Raw genomic sequence first — 25,342 nt, 5'->3', positions numbered from 1 at the left:
AATAGCGAGGCCGGGAGCAGTTTAACTGCTCCCGGCCTCGCTATTTATATTTCAGTTCATATGATGCTGTCATTCTATTAAATGACATAAAAAAAGCGGCCTCCTGTTACGGAAGCCGCTTTTTTATATCGTATTGCATAACTACTGCGCACTGGCAGTAGATTTAGCTTTGATGTTGGTTACGATGTAAACGTACTTCGTTCCTTCGGCGGCGTTGGAATGGATGGTAAGTGGCTTTTTCTGCTGGCCAAGTTTACCGGCGCTGTTGAATTTAGCAGTGATAAAGCCAGATTTACCAGGCATGATTGGCTCTTTCGTCCAGGCTGGGGTAGTGCAACCGCAAGACACATCCACACGCTCGATTACGAGCGGCTGCGTACCCGTGTTCTTGAAGTTAAAAGTGTGCTCCACAACATCTCCTTGTGAAATGTCTCCGAAATTATACTCAGTTTCCTCGAAGGTAATGGCAGGGCCGTTTTTTGCCTGCTCCTGAGGTGCAGTTGCCTTTGGTTTCTCCTGGGCTACAGCTCCACCAGCAATCAAGCCAGCGAAAGCGAATGAAAGAAGTAGTTTTTTCATCTTATAAAAAGGGTTAGGGTTACAGCAATAGCTTGTATACTTGTTCTACATCAAAAACGATGCAAAATAATCATTTCTTTTGTCAGTCAACTAATAAATGTTGGTTAAAGTTCAGCAGGTAAAGCTCTTCCGACGATCGGGTTAAAGCCGTATAGAGCCAGCGGGCAAACTCCTCGTTCACCATCTCGTCTTTCAGGTAGCCCTGGTCCACAAATACTGCCGGCCACTGGCCGCCCTGCGCCTTGTGGCAAGTTAAGGCGTAGGCAAATTTCACCTGCACGGCATTCAGGTACGGGTTCTGCTTGAGTTCTTTGCTGCGCTCCTTCTTGGTTTTGATATCCTTGTAGTCCTTCAGCACCTCCTCGTACAGTTTCTTGTTCTGATCGGCAGGCAAGGCGGGTGTGTCGGTGTAAAGCGTGTCGAGCATAATCTTTACCTCCTCTTCCTGCGCATCCGGGTAATCCACGAAGCGAATGCGGATATCGGCGAAGCGAAAACCGTACATGTCTTCGTAGCGGATGATCTTGGTTACCTCCACAAAGTCGCCGTTGGCCATAAAGCCGATGTCGGAGTCTTTCGCCAGCCAGAAGTAATTGTTCCGCACAATCATCAGGTAATCCCCTACGCCTAACTCATCCTCAGCAAAGAAGATAGTGCGCCGGATATGCTGGTTGTACTGGTTGGCTGTTTTGTTGGAGCGGCAAATGACAATGGTGTTTTCAGTACCAAACTTATCATAGGCATAGCGCAGGCCGTCCTCCAGCTTTTCGCCCGTCATTTTATAGATGTCCTTCCAGCCCCGGGTAAACAGCTTAATTTCGATCGGCTCCTGCTGCATGCGGTCGCGCAACTGCGTGGCGTTCATCAGAATGCCAGAGGCCTCGGCTTGGCGCATTACCTGGCGCAGTTCCATTTCCCGCACCACACAGCGTTGGTTCACTTTCATATACTCAGCATCCAGCGACGGGCTGATGGTCTGGCCCACCGGCGGCAGCTGGGCTGTATCGCCGATCAGAAGCAGTTTGTTGTTCTTCTTATCAAATACATATTGCAGCAGGTCCTGCAGCAAGCCATTCTGCCCAAAGCCACTCTCATCCGAAATCATGGAGGCCTCATCCACGATATAAACCGTGTTATCAGTCTTGTTGGGCTGGCGCGTAAAGGATAGTCCCTCCGAAAAAGGATTAGAGGTTTGTCGATATATTTTTTTATGGATCGTAAACGCAGGGCGCCCGCTGTAGCTGGACATAACTTTGGCCGCACGGCCTGTTGGAGCCAGCAGCACATACTTATAGCCAAACTGGTTCAGGATTTTCACCAGCGAGGTAACTACTGTTGTTTTACCTGTACCGGCATACCCCTTCAGCAGGAAAACCTGCCGTTCTTCCGACTTGGCAAGTATAAACTCATCGAGTCGGGCAAAAAGCTTCGCCTGGTCCTCTGTTGGCTCAAAAGGGAAACTGGTTCTTAAGGCTTCTACCGGGCGCATTTTAATTGAATTAAGAATGATGAATTAAGAATTAGGAATGGGTGGGTGTGCTTTGAAGTATACACCCAGCACTCACGACTCTGCATTCGTAACTCTTGAAGCAATATCTTCGGGGGTGATGGTGGCCATGGTGGCAGAGGCTTTAGCAATAAGCAGTGGTTCCTCATCGCCCTTGATGATAAAAATCTCCGACTCGCAGAAGTTGAGCTTGCGGCCTGGCTTCACCACGTAACCCTTTGCTATTAATTTATCGCCCACACCGGGATGAAAATAGGAAACCTTGATCTCAGCCGTTACCACATGGTGATATTTCGGCACCAGGCTAACGGCGGCAAATCCTGCAACAATATCCGACAAGGTGGCTGTGACCCCCCCATGGGTAAACCCCTTATGCTGCAAGTGGTGGGGCTCCAGCATTAGTTCCCCTTCAACCCTACCCACTTCTATTTTTGTCACGTTAAAGCCCAAGAGCTTCATAAAACCCTGTCGCTCCAGCTTTAGGCGTATGTCTTTTTCAAAATCTGGATTGTACGTCTTAATCATTCCGTAAATTTACGACCAAAACACGACTATACCCAACATGGCCGATCTTAACCCCAATGTACTTCCCTATGCCGAACAGTTGCGCGTGCGGGTGTGCGGCATCTGTATTGAAGACAACAAACTACTGCTGGTGCGCCACGGAAAAACAGTGGACAACGAAGCCTTCTGGGCCCCTCCGGGTGGTGGCTTGCAATTTGGCGAAAGCATGCGTGCGTGCCTTGTCCGGGAACTGCAGGAAGAGGCCGGGGTGCAGGTGCAGGTAAAGCGTTTTTTGTTTGTGAATGAATTTCTGCACCCTCCCCTGCACGCCATAGAGTTCTTTTTTGAGGTGCAGTTAACAGATGGCACCATTATTACCGGGACAGACCCTGAAGCCGCTTCTGACAAACAACTAATTGAGCAGGTGGAGTGGCTTACCATCAAACAAATACAGCAACTGCCGCTGCAGGACAAGCACCAGGCGCTTAGGCACCTGTTCTCGCTGGATGATTTGCTAGGCATGAAACATACCTTCAAGGCCTGACATCCGGCTGCTGCCTTTTGCGATAATTTTTTTATACTTGCAGTAGGGGAATTTCCTGCCAACGCTTACTCACACGACGCCAGCATACTTTGAATACCATCCACACACACTTCAGGCTCTCGTACAAAATCTATGATGAGGCTTTTGCGCTTAGCCAGGCAGCACAATGCCATTTATACTTGTCGCTAAGTCAGAAGGCAATCCGGTTTGCCGTGGTAGACACAGCACGCAATAAATTTGTAGTGTTAGAGGATTATGAGCTGATTACGGTGTTTACGCCACTGCAGGTGGCAGAGCAGTTACGCCTTATTGCCCAGGAAAATGCTTTGCTTCAGGTGCAAAACTGGAAGTTAGTTCGGGTGGCTGTAAGCAACCAGCAGTTCACGCTGGTGCCCGAAACGCTCTACGACCCCGTGCACCAGTTCGACTACCTGCGCCTGCACGCTGACCTGAATCCGCTGCAGCACGAAGTATACACCTACCGCCACAGTGGCCTGGAAGCCATCAATATTTTTGCCGTGGAGAGTGGCGTACGCCTGGCCCTGCAGGGTGTATTCGAAAACCAGCCACTGCAGTTGGTGCACCAGACAAGCGCCTTGATCCGCAGCATTCTTCATGTGGTGCCGCGCAACAACCTGCGCAGTATGTACGCCTTTGTAGAGCGCAGTTATTTAACGCTGCTGGTGGTGGGGCCAGCGGGGCTTGAGTTTTGCAATGTGTTCCATTACACCAGCCCTGAAGATTTCATTTATTACATCCTCTTTGTGATGGAGGAGCAAAAAATGAACCCGGAGCAGGAAACAATTACCCTCTGGGGTGATATCACCCATGATTCATCACTCTTCAACATTCTTCAGAAGTATGTGCGGCAGATAAAGCTGGGAAAGAAGCCGGAAGACGTGGAGTACAGCTATAAGTTTCACGACATGTTCGATCACCGTTACTTCGAACTCTACAGCCTGCACCTTTGTGAATGAATTTAATTTTGAATTTTGAATAACTGATTAATTGAATAAACAATTGAGCTTAGCTCAAGCCGATAATCTCAGCTATTCTTGATTCTCTCTAAAATATTCAATCATTCAGTAATCAGTTATTCAAAATTAATCTATGAAAAGAATTGCCCTTTTTCCCGGCTCTTTTGATCCGTTCACAAACGGCCATTATGATGTAGTGATGCGTGGGGCAAAATTGTTTGATGAGGTGATTGTGGCCATCGGCAATAACAGCAGCAAGCAGCGTTATATTCCTGTTGAGAAAATGCTGGACGTGATGAAACGTCTTTTTGAAGGCCACGCAAATATCAAAGTACAATCGTTTAAGGGGTTAACAGCAGAGTTTGCCCGTGAGTCAGGCGCTAATTTCCTGCTGCGCGGCCTGCGCAATACCACCGACTTCGAGTATGAGAACACAATTGCCCAAGCCAACCGCCATGTCAACAAGGAACTGGAGAGCGTTTTTTTGATCACCTCACCCCACCTGGCAGCCATCAGCTCGACTATTATCCGGGAGATTCACCGCTTTGGCGGCAATGTGGATGAGTTTATACCTTTCCAGTTTTCAGAGATTGCAGGTAGTGTCGAATAACGAAGGCAATAGAAGTATACGCCTTCGGTAGCACTTCCCTTACCTCTTCCGGGGTCATCCAGCGCACCTCCTCTATAAACTCCTCCGCCTGCGGCTTCATCAGGCTGTCGTCTGTGCAGCTCATCAGGAACCAACTGGTTTTCTTAAGAATTTTCTTGCCTTTAAAGGCATAGGAATGCCATGTTTTAGGAAGCTTATCCAGCACCTCTACCTGAATCCCGCACTCCTCCTCCACTTCCCGAAGCGCACCCGCTTCCACCTCCTCTTTCTTCTCCAGTTTCCCTTTGGGTAGATCCCACACACCCAGGCGGTACATCATCAGGATCCTGCCGTCCTTTATTACCAACCCACCGGCGGCTTTAACGATTTTAAACTGGTCTTTCAGGTGCTCTGTCACCTTCTTAATTTTATCTGTTACCAGTGTGAGCGAGCGGAGCTTCTTCAGCTTCTTTACTTCCATCAGGCGTACCAACCTGTCAATCAGCTGGATATCGGCATCCTTAAACAGCACATCGCCCACCAGGTCTTTTGAAGTAAAATGGTCTGATGGCTTGAGAATCAGGTCGTACTCATGCTTGTAAACCTTTTCATTGGTTTTTTTAAGAATAAGCGGAATATCGTTAATGAAAACGTTCATGTGGTTTAGGTGCTTAGGATGATACGCTAAGTTATACAAATGAAGAAATAAATAGCCGTATTGCGAATTTGTTGCCTGAAAAAGAAAGACAATTTACGTAAATTCGGCCATGCAATCGAACACAACAGCACACCAGGTAGCCTCCTTTCTCTTGGAAACAGAGGCCGTTAAGCTAAGGCCGGAGCAACCATTTAAATGGAGCAGCGGCTGGAACTCCCCTATCTACTGCGATAATCGTGTTACACTCTCTTTTCCGTACATACGCAGTTACATAAAGCAGCAGCTAGCAGATCTTATAAAAAAGCAATTCCCGGATGCTGAGGCTATTGCCGGAGTTGCTACAGCGGGCATAGCGCAAGGCGCGCTCGTGGCTGACTTGCTCGAAATGCCGTTCCTGTACGTGCGCCCAGAGCCAAAGAAGCACGGCATGGGCAACCAGATTGAGGGTCGCTTGCTGGAAGGACAAAAGGTGGTACTGGTGGAAGACCTGATCTCAACCGGCGGAAGCTCACTGAAAGCCGCAGAAGCGGTAAAAGCAGCTGGTGCAGAAGTAGTGGGCATGGCGGCCATTTTCACCTACGGCTTTGCCGTGGCAGATGAAAATTTCAGGCAAGCCGGCATCACGTTGCATTGCCTAAGCGACTACAGCGCCTTAATAGAGGCCGCTGCAGCACACGGGTACATCGCAACCTCAGCCATGGATACTTTAGCCGAGTGGCGCAAATCACCTGAAACGTGGCGCTTGTAGGGTAATTATGAATTATAAATGGGAGGAGGCGAAGTTTACACTTTGCCTCCTTTCTTTTTTGTTCATTAGGCAACGACATCTAACCAGCCCCAGCTTCTTGTCTAAGGAGTAGGATTTACTCCTCTAGAAATAGTAACGAGTTCGTATTAAGTTGCTTAAGCATAAGTACAAGCAGGAGAAAAAATCCGCAGCAGTAAGACATCCCCCTGCCCCCTTCAAAGGGGGACTTAGCCGTTGTTGCATAGCGGAAGCTTTGGCTATGAAATCAGAATCCAGCCCTTGGGTTGAGCGCCTTTGGAGTTTTCGGTCCCGCGGGAGGCGGGATTGCAAAGCGAAGCGAGCAAAGAAAAGGTCCTAGCGCGATGCCCGAGGACGGGGCCTCGCTCATATAGGGCCCCTACCCCAGCCGTGTGCGCTCTAAAGCTAAAGGTGAAACGATAGGTATTTGAAAACTGGAGGATGAACAGTAGCTAGAAAGTATAGCTAGTTTCCAATTGCAGCAGGCAATGGCTATGGAAGTATAGAAGTACAATAGAAGCAGTCGACGGCACAAGCAGACGCTTTCGCCAGAGTAGTGCGTATGTGAAAGAGCAGCAGCTAGTGTAATAATTGATTAGCTGCATCACATCAACAAGTACAGAAACCCTTTCCCTCTGATTAAGTAAAACCTCAACACAACAAAATCAAAGCAATGAAAATAGGCCTCCTCTCCGACACCCACTCTTACATTGATGATCAGATTCTACGGCTGCTGGAGGGCTGTGATGAAGTATGGCATGCCGGTGACTTTGGAAATCTGGAAGTATCTGACCGGCTGCAGGAGGTGGCGCACTTGCGTGGCGTGTACGGCAACATCGACGGGCATGACATCCGGCAGGTGCACCCGAAGGTGCAACGGTTTGAGGTGGCGGGGCTGGATGTGCTGATGACACACATTGGCGGCTATCCCGGTAAATACCACTCCGATGTTAGAGAGAGTATTCGGGCTAACCCGCCCAAGCTTTATATCACCGGGCACTCGCACATCCTGAAAGTGATGACAGATAAGAGCCTGAACAACCTGCTGCACATTAACCCGGGCGCGGCTGGCAAGCATGGCTTTCACAAGATCAGGACCATGGTGCGCTTTGCTATCGAAGCCGGTCAGGTAAAAGACCTGCAGGTGATAGAGCTAGGCAAAAGGGCATAAAAAAAGTGTGTCTGCGCGAGCAAACACACCTGAAGTCTTTTTAGTAAGCCGCCGCCATTTGCCTGTAATAGCAGCGGCAGATGGTCTTACTTAGCGCCTTGAAAGACTACTGAGCAGAAGTTTCTTCTGTAGTTGTAGCAGCTGTTTCCTCTGTAGCTGGAGCAGTGGTTTCCTCTGTAGCAGGCTTGTTTTTAGGGGCTTCACCGAACTGAGCTCTTAACTCATCCATATCAACATTTTTGATAACCGGTGTTAACAGAAGCTGCTTAATTCTAGCTACTCTGTTGTTAGCTCTAGCCTTATTTCGGCGATCTTTTCTTTTTAATCTAGTAACTCCCATCGTTGCAATAAATTTAATTTGAACGGCAAAAGTAAGTTATTAATTTTACAAAGTAAAGTATTTAAGAAAGCAAATTCATGATTCAGAAGATAGATTTACGTTCCGATACCGTTACCCGGCCCACTCCCGCCATGCTGGAGGCCATGTTTGCGGCTCCTGTTGGTGACGATGTGTACGGCGAGGACCCAACTGTGAACGCGCTGGAGGAGAAAACTGCCGCCATGTTCGGCATGGAAGCGGGCCTCTTCTGCCCCTCAGGCACCATGACCAATCAAATTGCCATAAAAGTACACACAGCACCGCTTACAGAGATTATCTGCGACGTAACATCGCATATTCACCAGTATGAAGGCGGAGGTATTGCCTTTAACTCGGCCGCATCAACGGCGCTCGTACACGGTGAACGCGGTAAAATGACGCCACAGCAGGTGGAGGCGCATATCCGACCGCTTGATAATATACACTTCCCGGAGACAAGGCTGGTGGCACTGGAGAACACCTGCAACAAAGGTGGCGGCGCCTATTATACCGTAGAGGAGATTGCGGCTATTTCAGGAGTATGCAAACGCCACAACCTGGCCCTGCACCTGGATGGCGCCCGAGTTTTCAACGCCCTTGCCGCTTCCGGCGACTCAGCACAGGATTACGGCTTATACTTTGACAGCATCTCCATCTGTCTTTCAAAGGGTCTGGGAGCGCCTGTGGGCTCTGTGTTGCTGGGCAGCAAAGCTTTTATCAAAAGAGCGCGCCGGATCCGCAAAGTACTGGGCGGTGGCTGGCGACAGGCGGGCTATCTGGCTGCAGCCTGCATTCATGCCTTAGACCATCATGTGGAACGCCTGCAGGAGGACCATAAAAAGGCGAAGGAGTTGGAGCAGGCGTTATTGGAGTCGAACTATGTAGAGAGCGTGCTGCCGGTGGAGACGAACATAGTCATCTTCAAACTGAATGATACCTATACAGATGCCGCCTTTGTAGCGGCGCTAGCCAGGGAAAACATACTTGCTGCGAGCTTTGGTCCACAAATGGTTCGATTTGTAACGCACCTGGACGTAACGGACGAAATGCAGCAGCATTTACTGCAGGTGCTGCAAGCGCTAAACAAACATGAGGTACCGGCATAAGAGCAAGTTGCATCAATATAAAACCAAGTATAAGTGGTGGCAGTAGCTGCCGCTTTTGCTTTTAACCCACCCCTATGACTACTCCTGCTGCCTTTCCCACCGATGAGGTGATGGCTGTTTTTGCCAAAGACCCCATTATTACTAACCTGATCCAAAATGGACTGCCGCTCAAGTCTTCCCGATCCGAGGATTTATACCTCAAGCTGGTGGGCTCTATCGTATCGCAACAGCTAAGTACCAAAGTGGCGGCCGTTATCTTTCGGCGGTTCACGGAGCTGTTTCCGGAGACATACCCGCACCCGCACCTGGTGCTGGAGGCCTCAGACGAAACCTTGCGTAGTGCAGGGCTGTCTTTTCAGAAAATGGGCTATATCCGCAACGTGGCCGCCTTCGCGGCAGAAGGCAACATGGCACACGCCGTGATCGATGCCATGGAAGATGAAGCGCTCATCCAGCACCTCACCCAGATTAAAGGCGTTGGCCGCTGGACGGTGGAGATGCTGCTGATGTTTGCGCTGGAGCGACCGGATGTTTTTCCGGTGGATGACCTGGGGATACAGAACGCCATGAAAAAGCATTACGGCTTTGACTTAAAAGGAAAAGAGCTGAAGCTGAAGATGCAGAGTATAGCCGAAAGCTGGCGCCCCTACCGCACCATCGCCAGTAAGTACCTGTGGCAGTCGCTGGACAATGCGCCAGCCTAATGCGAAGTATACATCAGGCGGCTTTCTGCTTTTCCCGGGCCACACGCTTTAGCATCTTCAGCACAAGCTCTTCTGTAGATGATAAGTGCGCTGTGGTAGAGGCTTCGGCATCGTGCTTCTTCAGGTAATCAACCAGTTTATCCTCCCTGAAGAGGTTGACCACCTCGGGATGGATATAATACTTGCTGCACACGGTGGGCGTGTTACCCAGGCTAAGCGCAACAGACTTTACGGCTTCTTTTATACTTTTCTCCTTCGCCTGTTCCGGGTTCTCTTCCAGCACATCCTCCAGGCACTCCACCATGCGCACCGTGCCACCCCAGGTCCGGAAATCCTTAGCCGTAAAGTCGAAATCCGTGGCCTCGCGGAGATACTCGTTCACGTCGCCGGACTCCAGCGTCTGCCGTTCGCCGTCCTCATCATAATACTGAAAAAGGTCGTACCCCGGAATATCGCGGCACTTCTTCACCAGAAGTGCCAGCCGGCGGTCTTTCAGGTCTATCTCGTGCTCCACTCCTTTTTTGCCTTTGAAGGAGAACTTGATGGTACTGCCCTCTATCTGCACGTGCTTATCGCGGAGGGTGGTGAGGCCATAGGATTTGTTGGACTTGGCATAATGCCTGTTGCCGATACGGATCAGCGCATTGTCTAAAATGGAGAGCACCAATGCCGTCACCTTTTTTCGGCCAAGCTTTTTAGCATTGATGTCTTTCTGAATGCGCTCGCGCAGTTGCGGCAGGCTTTCCCCGAATTCAATCATGCGGCCAAACTTGGTGAGGCTCCGGGCTGCCTGCCACCTTGGGTGGTACATGTACTGCTTGCGTCCCTTTTCATCGCGGCCGGTAACCTGCAGGTGCCCTTTGGCGGATTTACAGATCCAGACATCTTCCCAGGCTGGTGGTATCACCATTGATTTCAGGCGCTCCAATACTTTCGCATCAGTAACTTTTTCGCCTTTATGATCAAAGTAAGTAAATCCTTTGCCTGCCCGTTTTCTGGTATAGCCGGGTTCTTCGTCTGATGTATAGCGCAAGCCGGCCATTTCAGCAGATTTGCTGGGGTCGGCGTATAATTCGTGTAGTTTTCTTCTTTTGGCCATCTTCTGCAGCTTCAACTTCTTTTCCTGCAATCATACTCGCTTAGGGGGCAAAAGTTGTGCAAGCTGACCGGCTAAAATCGTGCGGAAGCAAACTGCAAGTATAAATTCATACTTGGTGCAATAGCCTTGTCACCTGCCCTGCTGCAATCTTTCAGGAATCTGACTTATATTTACAAAGTTGAATTAAACAGCAAGCAACCGCTCCCATGCACAAGAACATATCTTATCTTTTCGCCTTCTTTGGTTTCTTTATGCTGGGCTGTGGCGTCGTGGCCGTGGACCTGGCAGGTGAGCAGGCCATGACCGCTTTAATAACGGGTGCTGTGGGTGGTTTGATCGGCTTGACGGCGGGCCACTTCCTGAACAGGGGCAAACGCTGGGGCTTTGTATTGGGTGCCATAGAGGCCGGCCTGCTGACACTGGTGCTTGGATGGCGCTCTGCCACCTACTTCAGCCGCCTCCTCGGTCTCATCCAGCAACCCCTGGCAACTGAGAACACCGAAACGGCAGGCATGGCTTTCCTGCTCACTACGGCTATGCTGGTTATTGCGCTGCTCACGTTTACCGTGTCCGTAATGTTCGCAAAGCAGGTGTTAAGCGAGACAAAATAGCGGTTGGTATATATTTTTTTGAACTTTCATCCTACCGCTCTACCTTGTAATAGTAATACTCCACCTTAAAATCAGATTCATGATTCAAAAAATCGGACTGAGCATTGTGCTTACGGCCAGCGTGATTAGTGCCGCTGAAGCGCAAACAAAGCTCGTAGAAAAAGTAACAAGACAGGGCGATGAACTTGTCATTCCTTATTCCAAGTATAAGCTTGCCAACGGCCTCACCCTGATCGTGCACGAAGACCATTCCGACCCGGTGGTACACGTGGATGTAACGTATCATGTGGGCTCTGCCCGCGAGGAAGTAGGAAAATCTGGGTTCGCGCACTTTTTTGAGCACATGATGTTCCAGGGCTCGGATAATGTGGCCGACGAGGAGCACTTCAAAATCGTATCTGAATCTGGTGGTACCCTGAACGGCACAACCAACCGCGACCGCACCAACTATTTCGAAACAGTGCCTAGCAACCAACTGGCCACGGCCATGTGGCTGGAGGCTGACCGCATGGGCTTCCTGCTGGATGCCGTAACGCAGAAGAAATTCGAGGTGCAGCGCGAAACAGTGAAAAACGAGCGTGGCCAGAACTACGACAACCGTCCGTATGGCCTCGTGTACGAAATGACTTCTAAAAACCTTTACCCATACGGCCACCCTTACTCCTGGACAACCATCGGTTACCTGGAAGACCTGAACCGCGTGGACGTAAACGACCTGAAAAACTTCTTCCTGCGCTGGTACGGACCGAACAACGCAACCCTTACTGTTGGTGGCGACGTGAAGCCTGAGGAAGTAGTCAAGCTTGCCGAGCAGTATTTTGGCTCCATACCAGCCGGCCCTGCCGTGGAGGATATGAAGCCAATGGTGGCAAAGCTGGACAAAGACCGTTATGTGAGCTACGAGGACAATGTTCGCTTCCCGATGCTGCGCATGACATTCCCGACACCAGAGGCAGGTCACAAAGATGAGCCGGCACTGGATGTACTGGCTGAAATTTTGGGCCAGGGCAAAAACTCCATCTTCTACAAAAACTTTGTAAAAGACCAGAAAGCCGTGCAGGCCTCTGCCAGCAACTCTACTTCTGAGCTTGCCGGTGAATTCGGTATCACCGTGCTTCCTTTCCCGGGTACATCACTTGCCCAGACAGAAGAGCTGGCGCGAAAGTCGCTTGCTGAGTTTGAGAAGCGTGGCGTAACAGACGAGGACATCCAGCGCTTTAAGGCGCAGGCAGAATCGAGCCTGATCAACCGTATGGCCAGCGTAAGCGGTAAAGTATCGCAGCTTGCCTTTTACGAGACCTTCCGTAATGACCCGAACTATATTCAGGAAGAGCTGAAGCGTATTCAGTCCGTAACCAAGGCTGATGTGCAGCGTGTGTACGACCAGTATATCAAAGGAAAGCCTGCTGTTATCCTGAGTGTGGTGCCTAAGGGAAAAACTGACTTGCTGGCCAAACAGGACAACTATACTATCTCCAAGGAAGGCTTTACGCCAGCGGCAGATCAGTACAGTGGCCTGAAGTATACCAAGGCTGTTGATACCTTCGACCGCAGCAAGCGCCCTGGTAAAGGCCCTAACCCGGTTGTGAAAGTGCCGGATTATTCAACTTCTAAACTCAAAAATGGCCTGAAGGTAATTAGCGCCAAGTCTGAGGAGATTCCTACCGTTACCATGCAGCTTAGCATCAAGGGAGGTCATCGTTTGGAAGCAAACATGCCGAACAAGGCGGGCATTGCCTCCCTTACAGCCGGTATGCTGAACGAGGACACCGAGAACTATACTTCAGAGCAATTCAGCAACGAGCTGGACAAGCTGGGTAGCTCGATCCGCATCAACTCCGGTTCGGAGGAGACATACGTAACGGTACAGTCGCTGAAGAAGAACTTGGATAAGACACTTACTTTGCTGGAGGAACGCCTTTTCAGGCCGAAGTTCACGCAGGAAGACTTTGACCGTTTGAAGAAGCAGCAGCTGGAAGGCATTGCCAACCAGGCAACACAGCCAACAGCCATCGCTAACAACGTGTACGACAAGTTGCTTTATGGGGAAGGCAATATCATGGCCATCCCGACAGAGGGAACAGAGAAAACCGTGCAGAACATCACACTGGAGGATGTAAAGAACTTCTACAACAGCAACTACTCTCCTTCTGTATCGGAGTTGGTGGTAGTAGGCGACATTAACGAGAAAGAGTTGATGAAGAAGCTGGACTTCCTGAAGAATTGGAAGAAGAAGGACGTGAAAATGCCTGTTGTTGCCAAAACGCCAACCATCGAGAAAACTCGTATTTATCTGGTTGACAAGCCTGATGCAGCGCAATCCGAGATTCGCATTGGTTACCTGTCTATGCCGTACGATGCAACCGGAGAGTATTATAAGGCCGGCTTGATGAACTATGCCCTGGGCGGTGCTTTCAATAGCCGCATTAACCTGAACCTGCGTGAGGACAAAGGCTATACCTACGGCGCCCGCTCTTACTTTGCCGGCGGCAAGTATGGCGGACCGTTCACAGCCTCTGCCGGTGTGCGTGCCGATGCCACAGCCGAGTCGGTAACGGAGTTTATGAAAGAGCTGACGGAGTACCAGAAGAACGGTATCACCCCTGAGGAGCTGACCTTCATGAAGAGCTCCATCGGGCAGTCAGATGCCCGCAAGTATGAGACGCCTTACCAGAAGGCCGGTTTCCTGGGTCGCATTATTGAGTACGACCTGAAGAAGGACTTCGTGAAAAAGCAGACGGATATTCTGAACACCATCAGCGAAAAGGAGATTGACGCGCTGGCAGCCAAAACGCTTCCTGTCGACAAGATGCTTATTGTAGTGGTTGGTGACAAGAAAACGGTGATGCCTAAACTGGAGGCGCTGCAGTATGAAGTGATCGAGCTTGATACGGAAGGCAACCAGATTGGCACCTCATCCGCCAAATAAGAAGTACCACCTTAACCGAAAGGCCCTTGAATGTTCAAGGGCCTTTTTTGTTTTATATGCCTGTCCAACTACCCAAACTGCTGAAACCCTTGTGAAGGAGGATAACGTAGAGCGTAGGCGAAGCACAGGCTGCATAGCCTCCTATGCTCCCGCGCATTCATACTACAGCAGCGGATAAAAGCGTTGCTCCAGAAAAGAACTGAACCTCATGAAAAAGTTCCTATACTTCCCCTTTTGGCTGCTGGCTCTTACCAGCAGCGCCTTACTTAGCAGCTGCGAGGAAAATGACGGCGTCATCTTCTCAACGCAGGACGACATCAACCTTGGGCAGCAGGTGGCCCACGAAGTAGACTCCACGTACCGCGCCAAAGGCCAGTTGCTGGAGCGAAACAGCAGCAACGCCAACGTGCAGAAAGCCTACCAGAACCTCGACCGCATCGTGAACCGTATCCTAAGTTCCGGACAGGTGAAGTATGGGCAGGAGTTTCCGTGGACGGTAAAGATCATTAAAGACGATGCCATGCAGAATGCCTTCGCCACTCCCGGTGGCCAGATTTATGTCTTTACCGGCCTAATAAAGTTTCTGCAGGACGAGGATCACTTTGCCGGCGTACTGGCCCATGAGATTGCCCATGCCGATAAGCGCCATAGTGTGAAACAGCTGCAGCGCGACTACGGCATTGCATTGCTGCTGTCGGTGGCACTTGGAAACGACCCGGGAACCCTGAAGCAGATCGCGGCACAGCTTACCGGCTCGCTTGCTGGGTTGAAGTTTAGCCGTGATGCCGAAACAGAAGCGGATGCCGCTTCCGTACAGTACCTAAGCGGCACAAACTACTACGCCTGCGACGGAGCCGCGGGGTTCTTTATCAAGATGGAACAGGAGTCGCAGCAGGGCGCACCGCCGGAGTTTCTGAGCACGCACCCAAGCCCGGACAACCGGATCGGGAACATACAGCAACTGGCAAAGGAACGCGGCTGCAGTACCGCTTCTGCCCCTGATACCGACTTTGGGCAGTTGAAGACCGCGCTGGGTTTGTAATACCAAGTATAAATTTACCTGAAGCTGAAGCAGCAGGAATTCTGTCAAAAATGCATCATGAAAGATTTCAGACGAAGAGCCACTGACGCGATCCTTCGGGGAGAAGAGAAGCTGGACCTGCTCGCCTTCGAGTTAAAGAACAGGCTCCACCTGAACCGGCCGCTGCAGATAGTTACCTACCGCAGTTATGGCACACCCACGCGCCTGTATGTAAAGGGCAGGGTACTGGTGGATAAAAACATCTCCAAATCAGAGGAAAACGACACCACCTGGGAAAACCTGCTGAACATGTTCCGCCGGTTTGAGAGTGACGAGATTCCGAATGCACGACTGAAGGTTACGCTGCAGGGGCACGAACACCTGATCACCACCGATGCAGAAGGATACTTTGTGGTGAACCTGCAGCCTGACAATCCCCTTCAGTTAGACGATATCTGGCATCCCTTGGAACTGGAACTCATGGAGGCTCCCGTACCTAATTTTAAAACAGACATAACCGAAACGGCACATGTGCTGGTGCCGCCACCCGATGCCGAGTATGGGGTAATCTCCGACATAGACGACACCATTGTGCGAACAGGTGCCACCAGCCTGCTGCAGACCGGCCGTAACGTGCTACTGAACAATGCGCACAGCCGCATTCCGTTTCACGGGGTGGCAGAGTTTTACCGCGCCCTGCAACTAGGTCGCAACGGCAAGCGCAACAACCCCTTCTTTTACGTAAGCAGCAGCCCCTGGAACACCTACGACCTGCTGTACCAGTTCCTGGAACTGAATGACATTCCGCAGGGGCCGCTCCTGCTGCGCGACTTTGGGATTGACGAAAAGAAGTTCTTGCAGTCGGACCACATGAGCCACAAGTACAAGGAAATAGAGAACGTGCTCATCACCTATCCACAGTTAAACTTCATACTTATTGGCGACAGTGGCCAGGCCGATCCGGAAATATACCGGGAAGTGGTCAAGAACCATCCCGGGCGTATCATGGCCATTTACATTCGTGATGTGAACATAGAAGAAAAATCAAGAGCCGTAACCACCATCTCAGATGAGCTCAAAAAGGAGGGCGAAGTAGAAATGGTGCTGGTGAAAGATACGGCCGCTGCCGCAGCACATGCCGCCAGTTGTGGTTACATATTCCAGGAAAAGGTGACAGAGGTGGCCCAGGAAGCAGAAATAGACCGGCTGGGAGATAAATAGAGTTTAGTAAAGTAAACTTCGTGTCAGTTTCCGTTCCTTCCATACTTATAGGACCTGTTCCTGACTAATAACTTTAATTCAACTTTATGCCGCTCCTGCTCAAAAGCACAAGACTCACAATAAAATTAGTTGCACCGGCTGATCTGGAATCCATTCATGCCCTGCATTCGCTCCCTGAAACAGATGCCTATAACACGCTGGGTATTCCGGAAAGTTTGGAGCACACAAAGCAAATTCTGCAGGAGTGGATTAATGCCTCCCAGAAAGACAGGCAACCGGAGTATACTTTCAGCATTACGCATGAAAAAAAGTTTATTGGTTTGATTGCCCTGAAGGTTGGCAGGGAGAAGTATAAGCGTGCGGAAGTATGGTATAAACTAGATGTGGCGCACTGGGGCAAAGGATTCGCCACAGAGGCGTTGGATGCTGTACTTGCCTTCGGATTCGAAGAATTAAAGCTGCACCGCATAGAGGCCGGCTGTGCCGTGGCAAACACAGGTTCTGTACGTGTAATGGAAAAAGTGGGTATGAGCAGAGAAGGCCGGAAGCGTAAAGTACTGCCATTAAAAAGCGGTTGGTCCGATAACTTTGAGTATGGCATACTTGCGGAAGAATGGGAACCCCGGCCTATGAGCCGCTCCGGCAAAGCCACAGGCAGGAACCCCACAGGAATGTCCCCGTTACATCAGGTATGAGCAGAGCATTTGTAAAAGAAGACAACGCAGGCGAGCCGCCCATTATTCCGCAGCGCCCTGCCCTGCCGCCCGGCGCCACCAACTATATAACGCCCCAGGGACTGACGCAGCTAAAAGAGGAACTGGCATTATTAGAGGCAGAACGGGCGCAGACAGAGGCAAACCATGAGGATGAGGCGAACCGCACCCGGCAATTAACCATTCTTAATGCACAGCTAAGTGCGCTGACGCAGCGGCTGGCAAGTGCCCGCGTAATTGATCCTCAGACCCAGCCTTCCGATGAGGTTCGCTTTGGAGCCACGGTGGAGTTGCAGACAATTAGCGGAGGCAAGAAAAACATGAAGCGCCTTTTAACAATTGTAGGCGTGGACGAGGCCTCAATTATGGAAAATAAAATTGCCTTCGTTGCCCCGCTTGCCCGCGCGGTGATAGGTGCAAAAGTCGGTCAGACGGTTTTGCTTCAGATGGGAAAGGTAGCCGAAACGGTGAAGGTCGCTTCTGTCACCTATAAGCGGTAGCTGAAAGGCTTAGCTGGAATGGTCGGCAATGATCTTCCACCCTTCGGAAAAACGCTTGAAGATAACTGAGAAATGCCCTTCCAGGTCACCTTGTGCTGCATCGCGCTGCAGGTGCCATTTTCCTACTACCAGCATCGTCTCCGGCGACAGCGCCCTTGTTTCCTTCAGGTCAAAACTCAGCTTGCCCATGGCTGCCGTATTAGGGTAGCCGCGCTTGTAATTGTTGAGTGTGGGTTGCCAGCCGTACGTAAGCCCGCGGGAGCCAATAAACAGCAGCGAGTCGGATTTCCAATAGCCCTGCATGTAGCACTCCAGATCACCGCGGCTCCAGCATTGTGCCTGCTCCTCGAGTACCTGGTGCACTTCCTGTCGTGCGTTAGCCGAAGCCCGTGACCCCTGCTTTGGAGAGCAGGATGTGGCGCAGGCAAGCCCCAGGCCAAGCAGAAAGTATAGCTTATTTCTCTTCATCTTTCTCTGGTAAGATTTCCTTGATATAAGTTGTTCCGCCCAGGCGACGCATGGCACGGGCAATGCGGCCCCGGCGGGTGCGCACGTATCCGGAAGGGCGCGCAGCGGAATACTTAATCGGGTTGGGTAATACGGCCGCCAGCAAGGCTGACTGCTGCCGTCCCAGTTCACTGGCAGGTTTGCCGAAGTAACGCTGTGAGGCAGCCTCCACACCAAAAACACCATCGCCCATCTCGGCTATGTTCAGGTATACTTCAATGATGCGTTCTTTGCCCCACAGCACCTCTATCAGCAGTGTGAAATAAGCCTCTACCGCTTTTCTAAAATAACTGCGCCCATGCCACAGGAAAACATTTTTGGCCACCTGCTGGCTGATGGTACTGCCCCCGCGAATATTTCCACCCTTTCGGTTACGCTTGAAGGCATCTACGATGGCATCAATATCGAAGCCGCTGTGTTGCAGGAACCGTTGGTCTTCGGAGGCGACAACGGCTAACGGCAACTGCTCCGACATGTCCTCCAGACGAACGAATTTATACTTTATTTCAGGCTCCTCTTTGCCAGCCGCTGCCGCCTCTGCACGGCGCTGCAGCATGTGCAGGGTAGCCGGCGGCGCCACCCATCGGTATAGCAACACCCACACCACACTTATCAGGAATAGGCTTAGCATCAGCTTTATAGCCAGCAGCCACACCACCCGAAGCCCAAACCTCTTTTTTGCCATTATTCCGTCTTCTTCTTAGGGTGGCAAAGGTAAGGAGTTTGGCATATTTTCCTACTCTTGCCAGGCAATTGCACCCCTAGGCGCCCAGCCCCGTACGCATACTTTATAACAAGGCACCGCGGCACAGCATTGAAGGTAAATCTTTAAATTATATTTTATATTTAGCTTCGGGGGCTGTCACTTTTCCTTGTCTTCCGCCTGTATACCTGATTACTATGAGCAAATACCTACCCTTGTTCCCTCTGAGTGTTGTTGTGTTTCCGGGGGAAAAACTGAACCTGCATATATTTGAGCCCCGGTACAAACAACTGGTGCTGGAATGCGCTGAAAACGGCACCACCTTCGGCATTCCGACTTACATCAATAACGGCGTGGGCCTATACGGCACCGAGATAGCTCTGCTAAGCATAGACAAGAAGCATGATAACGGGGAGATGGATATTCGCACCAAAGGCCTTGGCATCTTTAAACTGCTCCGGTTCGACCGCATGGCACCCGGCAGGCTTTATGCCGGTGGAGAGGTAGAGTTGGTGGAGAACAATGCTGAAGAAGATATCATCACAAAAATGAAAATAAAGGAGCTGCTGCAGCAATTGTATACGGCCCTTGGCCTCACCAAATTTTCAGCGGACTTGCCCGAGGATTTCAAGAGTTACGATGTGGCGCACCACCTGGGCCTGAATGTAGCTCAGGAGTACGCCCTGCTGCAGCTACGAAGCGAGAAGGAACGGCAGGAGGTTATTTTGCTGCACCTACAGCAGGTATTGCCGGTGGTAAGGGAAACAGAAAAGCTCAAGGACCGTGTGCGGCTGAACGGGCACTTCAAAAACCTGACTCCTCCTAACTTTTAGAACTTATCCCCGAACAGCTGTTCCTACTATATGCTGGTGTACTTCCTTGTTATTATTCCGACGTTGCTGTTCGCCTTTTTTGTGTTCACCTATTGGCAGGAGCGCAAATACAGGCGTAAACCATTTTACCGCCTATCAGACGTGGGATGGCAGCGGCTTGCTCCCCCGCCTGAAGAAGAACTGGTTCATTCGGTGGCGCTGATAGGAGACGTAGGTGCTCTGGCTACTGACGGCTCTGACCCAGTTATAAACTTAGTGAGCCAATGGCAGCAGGAGGCGCAGGATAAAGGTACCATGGTTTTCCTGGGGGATAACATTTACCCTATTGGTTTACCCGAAGAGGGACACCGCCACCGGCCTACCGCCGAGGCTCGGCTCAACACCATCATTAAAAGTATAGCAGCATACCCCGGCAAAGGCATCCTGCTCAGCGGCAATCACGATTGGCTCAAGGGCCGCACAGGCGGTTATGAACAGATGCTGCGGCAGGAACTTTACGTGCGGGAGAAAATACAGGAGCCCGAAGTATACCTCCCACCAAATGGCTGCCCCGGCCCGAGCGAGATTCAACTGGCAGATGGCGTGCTGCTGGTGGTGATAAACACGCAGTGGTTCGTGCAGCGTGGGGAGAAGCCTTTGGGGCACAAACAAGACTGCCCTTACACGCATATTGAGGAGTTTTTTGTGGAACTGAACAGACTTCTGAAACGAAATACGCACCAGCAGGTCCTTATCGCAGCGCATCACCCGCTTTACAGCAACGCCTTGCATGGGGGTAAGTTCACTGTGAAGCAGCACATCTTCCCGCTCACGGCCATGCACAAGCGAATATACATTCCGCTGCCCCTCTTTGGCTCTGTCTACCCATTTTACAGGCGCTTTTTCGGAGCATATGAGGACATGTCGCACCGCAAGTATAAGCAGATGCGCAAACGCCTGCTGCGCATTTTTCACCGGTACAACAACCTCATTTACGTAGCTGGGCACGACCACAACCTGCAGCACTTTGAGGTGCAGAACAACCACTACATTGTGAGCGGATCAGGCAGCAAAACCGCATTCGTAAAGAAGGGAGGGAAAGCCACTTTTACCCTGGAAGCACTAGGCTTTTTTGTGGTCAACTTCTATGCAAACGGGCAAGCATGGCTGGAGTGCCGTACGGTTGCAGAGGATACTTCCCTAGGGCAGGTAGCCTTCAGAAAACTGCTGCCTATGCATGCTTAAAACTGCAAAACCACGAATGAAATAGTTGTTGCTGTAAATTGGACAGAGATTTTAAAAATTATTCTTAAAGCTTTTCTGGTAATTCCTTCGGAAGTATAACCTTCAGGCTTTTTGGCAAAATCTGCACTTTTATTACATCCTCCGTCGGTACGGGCTCCCCATCAATATGAAGCACCTCGTGCTCCAGGTTGTATATGGTAGCGCGCGTGCATGTTATTTTACGCGTATACACACTGGTATCGATGCTGTCGGTGTAAAGTTGGTAGAGAATGCCCAGTGCCGCCGCTTTTGGGAAAGGCTCTATCAGGCAAATTTCAAACCGGCCGTCGTTCAGGATTCCATTCGGGTTAATGGTGGCATTGCTGCCAAATGCATTGGCATTCGCAATAGTGACCATAAAAGCGGGCCCTTCAAAATTCTCAGTATCCGTTTCTATACGGTACTGCTTCGGCTCATACGACAGGTACTCCTGCATCGCAATCCAGGCGTATGCTCCAGGCCCACGGGTATCCCCCTCGCAGAACTTTTTTACAACCAGGGCATTGAACCCAAGGTCGCTTAGGTGTATGGAAGGGTGCCCGTTCACTGTCAGCGTATCAATGTTACGCACCGCGTGCTCGCGTATGAGGTGCAGTGCCTCCTCCGTATCCTGCGGAATATTCAGGTCTTTGGCAAGGCCATTGCCTGAGCCCAGGGGAATAATGCCGAGGGGAGTCTGCGTGCCAATGAGCAGCGAAGCAACTATACTTACCGTGCCATCACCTCCTATGGCATAGACAGCATTGTATTGCTGCCCTGTCAGTAACTCCTTAATGCGCAACTCATCTTCTTCTCCCGTAGTCGTAAAGAAGTCGCATTTTACTCCATGCTCCTCGCAAGTAGTTCGAATATCAATCTCCAGATCATCTTTTTCTACATCCCCTGAAATAGGATTCAATACAAAAAGAATGTGTGTGTGCTTCATAGTTTGGGTACTGTTTTTATTGCTGTTATGCCCAAAGTATAGGGCGCTTGCGCCTGTAGCATAGAGCTTACGCAAGAACAGGCACAAAGTAACTTTTACTGTCATCGGACAATCTTGTCCAAACAAAACGGCCAGTAGTCCTTCACCTCCCTGCAATCCGCCACTGCTGCCTTACTCTTTCAAACCTGCTGGCAAACCATTGGGGTACTCTTCAGCGATGGCGCGCTCTATTTCGGCCACGCGGTTGCCCGGGTTGGGGTGCGTCTGCAGGAACTCAGGGCCACCTGCTCCCCCACTTGCCTGCGCCAATATGCGCATAACTTCTATCATGGCGCGTGGGTCGTAGCCTGCTGCACCGGTTAGCTGCACCGCCAGCTTATCAGACTCCAGCTCATCCTCGCGTCCGTAGCGCATGTTGGTAAGTTGCCCGATCATAGCGGCCACGGCGGCGCCAGAACGGCTGGCAGGGTTGTCAGGATCATAGGTGGCAATAGCTGCGGCCCCGGTTAAGCCCTGCGTAAGCTTGGCTTTTGCCAGCTGCTGCGCTGAGTGCCGGGCTACTACGTGCCCTATCTCATGGCCAATAACTCCCGCCAACTGCGCCTCAGTTTCCAGTTTTTTCAATAGGCCTGCTGTGATAAAAATCTGCCCTCCTGGCAAAGCGAAAGCGTTTACTGTTTGCTCATCAGCCAGCAGGTGAAAATCAAATTGATAAGGCGATTCACGCACGCGGGTGCTTTGCACGAGTTTCTGCCCCATTGCCTTCACAGCGGCCGCCGCTTCCTGGTCGGGATGCAAGCCGCCGTACTGCTGCGCTATTTCCGGTGCCGCCTGCAGGCCTAACGCTATTTCCTGCTCAACAGTCATATCCACCCGCTGCGTTTCGCCAGTATATTCGTTCTCCTCACTGCTGCACCAGTAAGTACCCAGCGACACGATAGCCACCAAAATGGCAACAATAAACTTAAGTATAACTCTCATACATTAAAATAAAGTATAGCTTGTAGGCTTGTTTACCTGCATCAACGGGAGAAGGGAGGTGCTGGTTATGCGGGTGTTTTTTAACAGCAAACGCCCTGTTGCAGCCATTCAACCAGCCCATCCTGAAAGAAGAAAACAAGAGTTAGGATCAGTAACAAAGGCTTAACCACAAGTACTATATAGACTTAATGAAATAATAATCGTATTACATTCAACGCTGTAGCTCTGCTACGGCTTGCTTATACTTAAACAAAACAAATATGAACCAGAAACGCACATTCGGATCCCTGCTAACCCTATTGGGTATAGCAGGAATAATATGGGGAGCTTACGCCTTCCTGATGGGAGGCGATGGCGGTGTAATTGGAAAATATACAGCTGCAGTTCCCTTCATTGTTGGTCTGATCTTTTTCTTTTCAGGAATAAATCTGATCAAAACCACTAAAGACGAGGCTTAAGTAAGTATAACAAGTTCAAAAAAAAGCCCCCTGCGCTTAGGCACAGGGGGCTTTTTTTATTTCTTCGCTTCGTTGACTTCAGCTGGCTATGTCAGCTGTTATGTTATTTTCAAGTGCAAAGGACTCTACCGCTGTGTTGTCGTTCAAAAAACGGGAAGTATACTTGCTGTCGTTGCCATGGATGTAGAACACAGAATTATTTTTGATGGTCGCTATTACTTCATCTGAAACTTCCTTCGGCACGGAAGGACATCCTAGGCTGCGTCCAAGGCGGCCATTCTGCTTCACGAAAGCCTCGCTCACATAATCAGCGCCATGCACCACGATGGCACGTTCCATGGCGTTGGTGTTGAAACCCTCGTCCATCCCTTTCATGCGCAGCGACAGACCGTGCTTGCCATAATAGGGCGCATCTGTAAGGTAAAACCCAAGGCTGCTCATGTATGAATTAGGCGTGTTAGAGAACTGGTTGGCCTCGTTCTGCCCTGTATTGCGGCCATGGGCTACCAAGGTGTTAAACAAAACCTTCTTCGACTTTAAATCAATAATCCAAAGACGCTTCTCAGTGCTTGGCTTTGTGAAATCAACCACCGACAAAACAGACTTGGAAGGAGCGACTAACTGCATACGCTTGAAGTTTTCCATGCCAACTACGGCTTTTCTGAAAACATCATACGAAAGTCCTTTTCTTCTCAGGTCCAGGCGGTCATACAGGTCGTCCACATGTTTCTCGAAAGCTTCCTTTTTTGCCACTGCCGAGGCTCCGCTTTTTGTTGCGGACACTGCTTCTACTGGCGCCACATGAGGCACGGCAGCAGCGGCCTGCTCTGGAATGGATGAAACAAAAGACATTAAGCCAAGGGTGATGGAGGATAGAATGATCTTTAGCATAAGGAGAATAGCTTCTTTTATGTTCGTTCTTTTAAATCAACAGCCACTACAGTACAATTTGTTCCGCAGCAGCAGGATTGCCATTATTGACCTACAATAAACCTAAGCCTATTTTGCAACAAATGCAACACCTAACGTGCTGATACCTACATAATATAAGTACCATTCTATTTCTTTCAGGGTTGGTGCAACAAAACCTTTTTTATAATGTTTCGCTTGTGTGACAACGCACAAAACAGCAATTTTATGCAGAAATTCACCCACATGATAAAAAATTTTAGAGTGATTCCCGTGCTTGGCCTCTTTTTGCTTGGCTCCTGCGGTGTACCAGAAAGTTTAGAAGGCTTTGACAGCGAAACCTGGAAGAGTGACCGCTACAGCTGCGAGAATAAGCGGGCAGCGCTACTTGATGATTTTGAGAAGATCAAAAAAGAGCTTTACGGCAAAAAAGAATACGTGCTGAGAAATCTGCTGGGCAAACCAGATAGTGAGGAATTACTGGCAGGGAACCAGCGCATCTACTACTACTATATCGAGCAGGGCGCGCAGTGTGTAGATAACAAACAGTTGTCTGACGCCAACAGGATTGAAATTCGCCTTACTGCCGTGGGCAAAATTTCAGAAGTAGGATACTACAGACCCGTTACAGCTAAATAAAAAAGGACAGGCCGTATTGCTACGGCCTGTCCTTTTAATATTTAATACTTGTGCAGTTGATTTATTCTCCTTCTTTCTCAGAGATAAGTTGGATATCATAGCGCCCTTCCAATACCTGGTACTGGCGTAGTTGCTGCTCTGTCAGGATTGCCTGCAGGCTGCGGTCGCTTTGCAGGTGTATGGACTTCACCTCACTAGCACGCTTGTCGGGGTTTCGTGCAAAGCTTGCCTCGGCTATTTCGAGTTTAGTGAAACGCTCTGCATTCAGCCTCTCAATGTGGGCATACTGCTCTTCCGTAAGCTGTAGCTCCTGTTTCATTTCTATTGTTGCCATTGCAGGCCCCGTCAGGTCAAATGATAATACCACCTGATCCAGTCCATCATCAGAAACAGGCATGCGCTGTGCCTGACCTGCCACTCCTACCAACGCCAACACAGATGCAAGTATAATTCTCTTCATTTAAGTAAGTATAAGGGTAACTATTCATCATCCGGCATCAATATGCTGAATGATCTTCTGCTTTTACTTAACGTATTTGATGCAGGCAAGTTAGCAAATTCTATATT

At 50.2% G+C, this 25,342-nt stretch carries 29 protein-coding genes; 17 read left to right on the top strand and 12 right to left on the bottom strand.

Annotated features, from left to right (window positions below):
- Positions 1-141: 141 nt before the first annotated feature.
- The 3 genes from A0W33_RS18200 to A0W33_RS18190 form a co-directional block, all read right to left on the bottom strand.
- Positions 142-579, bottom strand: a complete 438-nt coding sequence (locus A0W33_RS18200; RefSeq protein WP_068839519.1) for a DUF1573 domain-containing protein — start codon at positions 577-579, stop codon at positions 142-144.
- A gap of 82 nt (positions 580-661) precedes the next feature.
- Complete coding sequence (locus tag A0W33_RS18195) at positions 662-2,068, bottom strand: ATP-dependent DNA helicase (RefSeq protein WP_068839518.1); 1,407 nt, start codon at positions 2,066-2,068, stop codon at positions 662-664.
- 72 nt (positions 2,069-2,140) lie between these two features.
- Positions 2,141-2,611: a PaaI family thioesterase gene (locus A0W33_RS18190; RefSeq protein WP_068839517.1), complete on the bottom strand. Its 471-nt coding sequence runs from the start codon at positions 2,609-2,611 to the stop codon at positions 2,141-2,143.
- A gap of 37 nt (positions 2,612-2,648) precedes the next feature.
- Here A0W33_RS18190 and A0W33_RS18185 point away from each other — a divergent pair, with 37 nt between their 5' ends.
- The 3 genes from A0W33_RS18185 (at position 2,649) to coaD (ending at position 4,721) form a co-directional block, all read left to right on the top strand.
- Positions 2,649-3,134, top strand: coding sequence for an NUDIX domain-containing protein (locus A0W33_RS18185; RefSeq protein WP_068839516.1), 486 nt, complete (start codon positions 2,649-2,651; stop codon positions 3,132-3,134).
- 89 nt (positions 3,135-3,223) lie between these two features.
- Positions 3,224-4,111, top strand: coding sequence for a DUF3822 family protein (locus A0W33_RS18180; protein WP_068839515.1), 888 nt, complete (start codon positions 3,224-3,226; stop codon positions 4,109-4,111).
- Positions 4,112-4,244: 133 nt separating this feature from the next.
- On the top strand, positions 4,245-4,721 hold the full coding sequence (gene coaD, locus A0W33_RS18175; RefSeq protein ID WP_068839514.1) for a pantetheine-phosphate adenylyltransferase: 477 nt from the start codon (positions 4,245-4,247) through the stop codon (positions 4,719-4,721).
- On the opposite strand, the gene A0W33_RS18170 is transcribed toward coaD, so the two are convergent.
- Positions 4,678-5,358, bottom strand: coding sequence for an NUDIX hydrolase (locus A0W33_RS18170; protein WP_068839513.1), 681 nt, complete (start codon positions 5,356-5,358; stop codon positions 4,678-4,680). The two genes, coaD and A0W33_RS18170, sit on opposite strands and share 44 nt — an antisense overlap.
- Before the next feature lie 109 nt (positions 5,359-5,467).
- Here A0W33_RS18170 and pyrE point away from each other — a divergent pair, with 109 nt between their 5' ends.
- Entirely contained in the window at positions 5,468-6,106 is a 639-nt protein-coding gene (pyrE, locus tag A0W33_RS18165) for an orotate phosphoribosyltransferase (RefSeq protein WP_068839512.1), read from the top strand.
- A gap of 691 nt (positions 6,107-6,797) precedes the next feature.
- Positions 6,798-7,295, top strand: coding sequence for a metallophosphoesterase family protein (locus tag A0W33_RS18160; protein WP_068839511.1), 498 nt, complete (start codon positions 6,798-6,800; stop codon positions 7,293-7,295).
- Between the two features lie 106 nt (positions 7,296-7,401).
- On the opposite strand, the gene A0W33_RS18155 is transcribed toward A0W33_RS18160, so the two are convergent.
- Positions 7,402-7,635 (bottom strand): hypothetical protein, encoded by a 234-nt coding sequence (locus A0W33_RS18155; protein ID WP_068839510.1) that lies wholly within the window; start codon positions 7,633-7,635, stop codon positions 7,402-7,404.
- Positions 7,636-7,712: 77 nt separating this feature from the next.
- Between A0W33_RS18155 and A0W33_RS18150 the strand changes: the two genes are divergently transcribed.
- Both A0W33_RS18150 and A0W33_RS18145 read left to right on the top strand, forming a co-directional pair.
- The gene (locus tag A0W33_RS18150) at positions 7,713-8,759 is read left to right on the top strand and encodes a threonine aldolase family protein (RefSeq protein ID WP_068839509.1); all 1,047 of its coding nucleotides are present in this window, start codon (positions 7,713-7,715) and stop codon (positions 8,757-8,759) included.
- Between the two features lie 74 nt (positions 8,760-8,833).
- Positions 8,834-9,463 carry a DNA-3-methyladenine glycosylase family protein gene (locus A0W33_RS18145; RefSeq protein ID WP_068839508.1) on the top strand — a complete coding sequence of 210 codons (630 nt, stop codon included), beginning with the start codon at positions 8,834-8,836 and terminating at the stop codon, positions 9,461-9,463.
- A gap of 13 nt (positions 9,464-9,476) precedes the next feature.
- Here A0W33_RS18145 and A0W33_RS18140 read toward each other — a convergent pair whose 3' ends face one another.
- Positions 9,477-10,562: a DNA topoisomerase IB gene (locus A0W33_RS18140; protein WP_068840228.1), complete on the bottom strand. Its 1,086-nt coding sequence runs from the start codon at positions 10,560-10,562 to the stop codon at positions 9,477-9,479.
- Positions 10,563-10,768: 206 nt separating this feature from the next.
- Between A0W33_RS18140 and A0W33_RS18135 the strand changes: the two genes are divergently transcribed.
- The 6 genes from A0W33_RS18135 to A0W33_RS18110 all read left to right on the top strand — a co-directional run bounded on the left by A0W33_RS18135 (position 10,769) and on the right by A0W33_RS18110 (position 17,557).
- The gene (locus tag A0W33_RS18135) at positions 10,769-11,173 is read left to right on the top strand and encodes a hypothetical protein (protein ID WP_068839507.1); all 405 of its coding nucleotides are present in this window, start codon (positions 10,769-10,771) and stop codon (positions 11,171-11,173) included.
- Between the two features lie 79 nt (positions 11,174-11,252).
- Positions 11,253-14,102 carry a M16 family metallopeptidase gene (locus tag A0W33_RS18130; RefSeq protein WP_068839506.1) on the top strand — a complete coding sequence of 950 codons (2,850 nt, stop codon included), beginning with the start codon at positions 11,253-11,255 and terminating at the stop codon, positions 14,100-14,102.
- A gap of 208 nt (positions 14,103-14,310) precedes the next feature.
- A complete protein-coding gene (locus A0W33_RS18125; RefSeq protein WP_068839505.1) occupies positions 14,311-15,144 on the top strand; it encodes a M48 family metalloprotease in 834 nt (277 codons plus the stop codon).
- A 57-nt stretch (positions 15,145-15,201) separates the two neighbouring features.
- The gene (locus A0W33_RS18120) at positions 15,202-16,344 is read left to right on the top strand and encodes an App1 family protein (RefSeq protein WP_068839504.1); all 1,143 of its coding nucleotides are present in this window, start codon (positions 15,202-15,204) and stop codon (positions 16,342-16,344) included.
- An 86-nt stretch (positions 16,345-16,430) separates the two neighbouring features.
- Entirely contained in the window at positions 16,431-17,039 is a 609-nt protein-coding gene (locus A0W33_RS18115; RefSeq protein ID WP_068839503.1) for a GNAT family N-acetyltransferase, read from the top strand.
- Positions 17,036-17,557: a GreA/GreB family elongation factor gene (locus tag A0W33_RS18110; protein WP_068839502.1), complete on the top strand. Its 522-nt coding sequence runs from the start codon at positions 17,036-17,038 to the stop codon at positions 17,555-17,557. Before A0W33_RS18115 ends, A0W33_RS18110 begins: the two co-directional genes overlap by 4 nt.
- A gap of 9 nt (positions 17,558-17,566) precedes the next feature.
- On the opposite strand, the gene A0W33_RS18105 is transcribed toward A0W33_RS18110, so the two are convergent.
- Positions 17,567-18,025 (bottom strand): YybH family protein, encoded by a 459-nt coding sequence (locus A0W33_RS18105; RefSeq protein WP_071890936.1) that lies wholly within the window; start codon positions 18,023-18,025, stop codon positions 17,567-17,569.
- Complete coding sequence (mtgA, locus tag A0W33_RS18100) at positions 18,012-18,749, bottom strand: monofunctional biosynthetic peptidoglycan transglycosylase (protein ID WP_068839501.1); 738 nt, start codon at positions 18,747-18,749, stop codon at positions 18,012-18,014. The genes A0W33_RS18105 and mtgA overlap by 14 nt, the downstream gene beginning before the upstream one ends.
- A gap of 215 nt (positions 18,750-18,964) precedes the next feature.
- Here mtgA and A0W33_RS18095 point away from each other — a divergent pair, with 215 nt between their 5' ends.
- A complete protein-coding gene (locus tag A0W33_RS18095) occupies positions 18,965-19,600 on the top strand; it encodes an LON peptidase substrate-binding domain-containing protein (protein WP_068839500.1) in 636 nt (211 codons plus the stop codon).
- Positions 19,601-19,630: 30 nt separating this feature from the next.
- Positions 19,631-20,824 carry a metallophosphoesterase gene (locus A0W33_RS18090; protein ID WP_068839499.1) on the top strand — a complete coding sequence of 398 codons (1,194 nt, stop codon included), beginning with the start codon at positions 19,631-19,633 and terminating at the stop codon, positions 20,822-20,824.
- 64 nt (positions 20,825-20,888) lie between these two features.
- Here A0W33_RS18090 and A0W33_RS18085 read toward each other — a convergent pair whose 3' ends face one another.
- Complete coding sequence (locus A0W33_RS18085) at positions 20,889-21,788, bottom strand: diacylglycerol/lipid kinase family protein (RefSeq protein ID WP_068840226.1); 900 nt, start codon at positions 21,786-21,788, stop codon at positions 20,889-20,891.
- Positions 21,789-21,959: 171 nt separating this feature from the next.
- Positions 21,960-22,769 carry a M48 family metalloprotease gene (locus A0W33_RS18080; RefSeq protein WP_068839498.1) on the bottom strand — a complete coding sequence of 270 codons (810 nt, stop codon included), beginning with the start codon at positions 22,767-22,769 and terminating at the stop codon, positions 21,960-21,962.
- Between the two features lie 260 nt (positions 22,770-23,029).
- On the opposite strand from A0W33_RS18080, the gene A0W33_RS18075 reads away from it, so the two are divergent.
- Positions 23,030-23,227, top strand: coding sequence for a hypothetical protein (locus A0W33_RS18075; RefSeq protein ID WP_068839497.1), 198 nt, complete (start codon positions 23,030-23,032; stop codon positions 23,225-23,227).
- Between the two features lie 78 nt (positions 23,228-23,305).
- On the opposite strand, the gene A0W33_RS18070 is transcribed toward A0W33_RS18075, so the two are convergent.
- On the bottom strand, positions 23,306-24,118 hold the full coding sequence (locus A0W33_RS18070; RefSeq protein WP_068839496.1) for a murein L,D-transpeptidase catalytic domain family protein: 813 nt from the start codon (positions 24,116-24,118) through the stop codon (positions 23,306-23,308).
- A gap of 246 nt (positions 24,119-24,364) precedes the next feature.
- Between A0W33_RS18070 and A0W33_RS18065 the strand changes: the two genes are divergently transcribed.
- On the top strand, positions 24,365-24,775 hold the full coding sequence (locus A0W33_RS18065) for a hypothetical protein (RefSeq protein WP_139237080.1): 411 nt from the start codon (positions 24,365-24,367) through the stop codon (positions 24,773-24,775).
- Positions 24,776-24,836: 61 nt separating this feature from the next.
- Here the strand turns inward: A0W33_RS18065 and A0W33_RS18060 are convergent, their stop codons facing one another.
- Complete coding sequence (locus A0W33_RS18060) at positions 24,837-25,235, bottom strand: hypothetical protein (RefSeq protein WP_068839495.1); 399 nt, start codon at positions 25,233-25,235, stop codon at positions 24,837-24,839.
- Positions 25,236-25,342: the final 107 nt, after the last annotated feature.

Origin of the sequence: Pontibacter akesuensis (assembly GCF_001611675.1) — a bacterium.
GTDB classification, from domain to species: Bacteria; Bacteroidota; Bacteroidia; order Cytophagales; family Hymenobacteraceae; genus Pontibacter; species Pontibacter akesuensis.
Note: the sequence above shows the minus strand (reverse complement) of the source record. Positions and strands in the feature narration are given on the sequence as shown.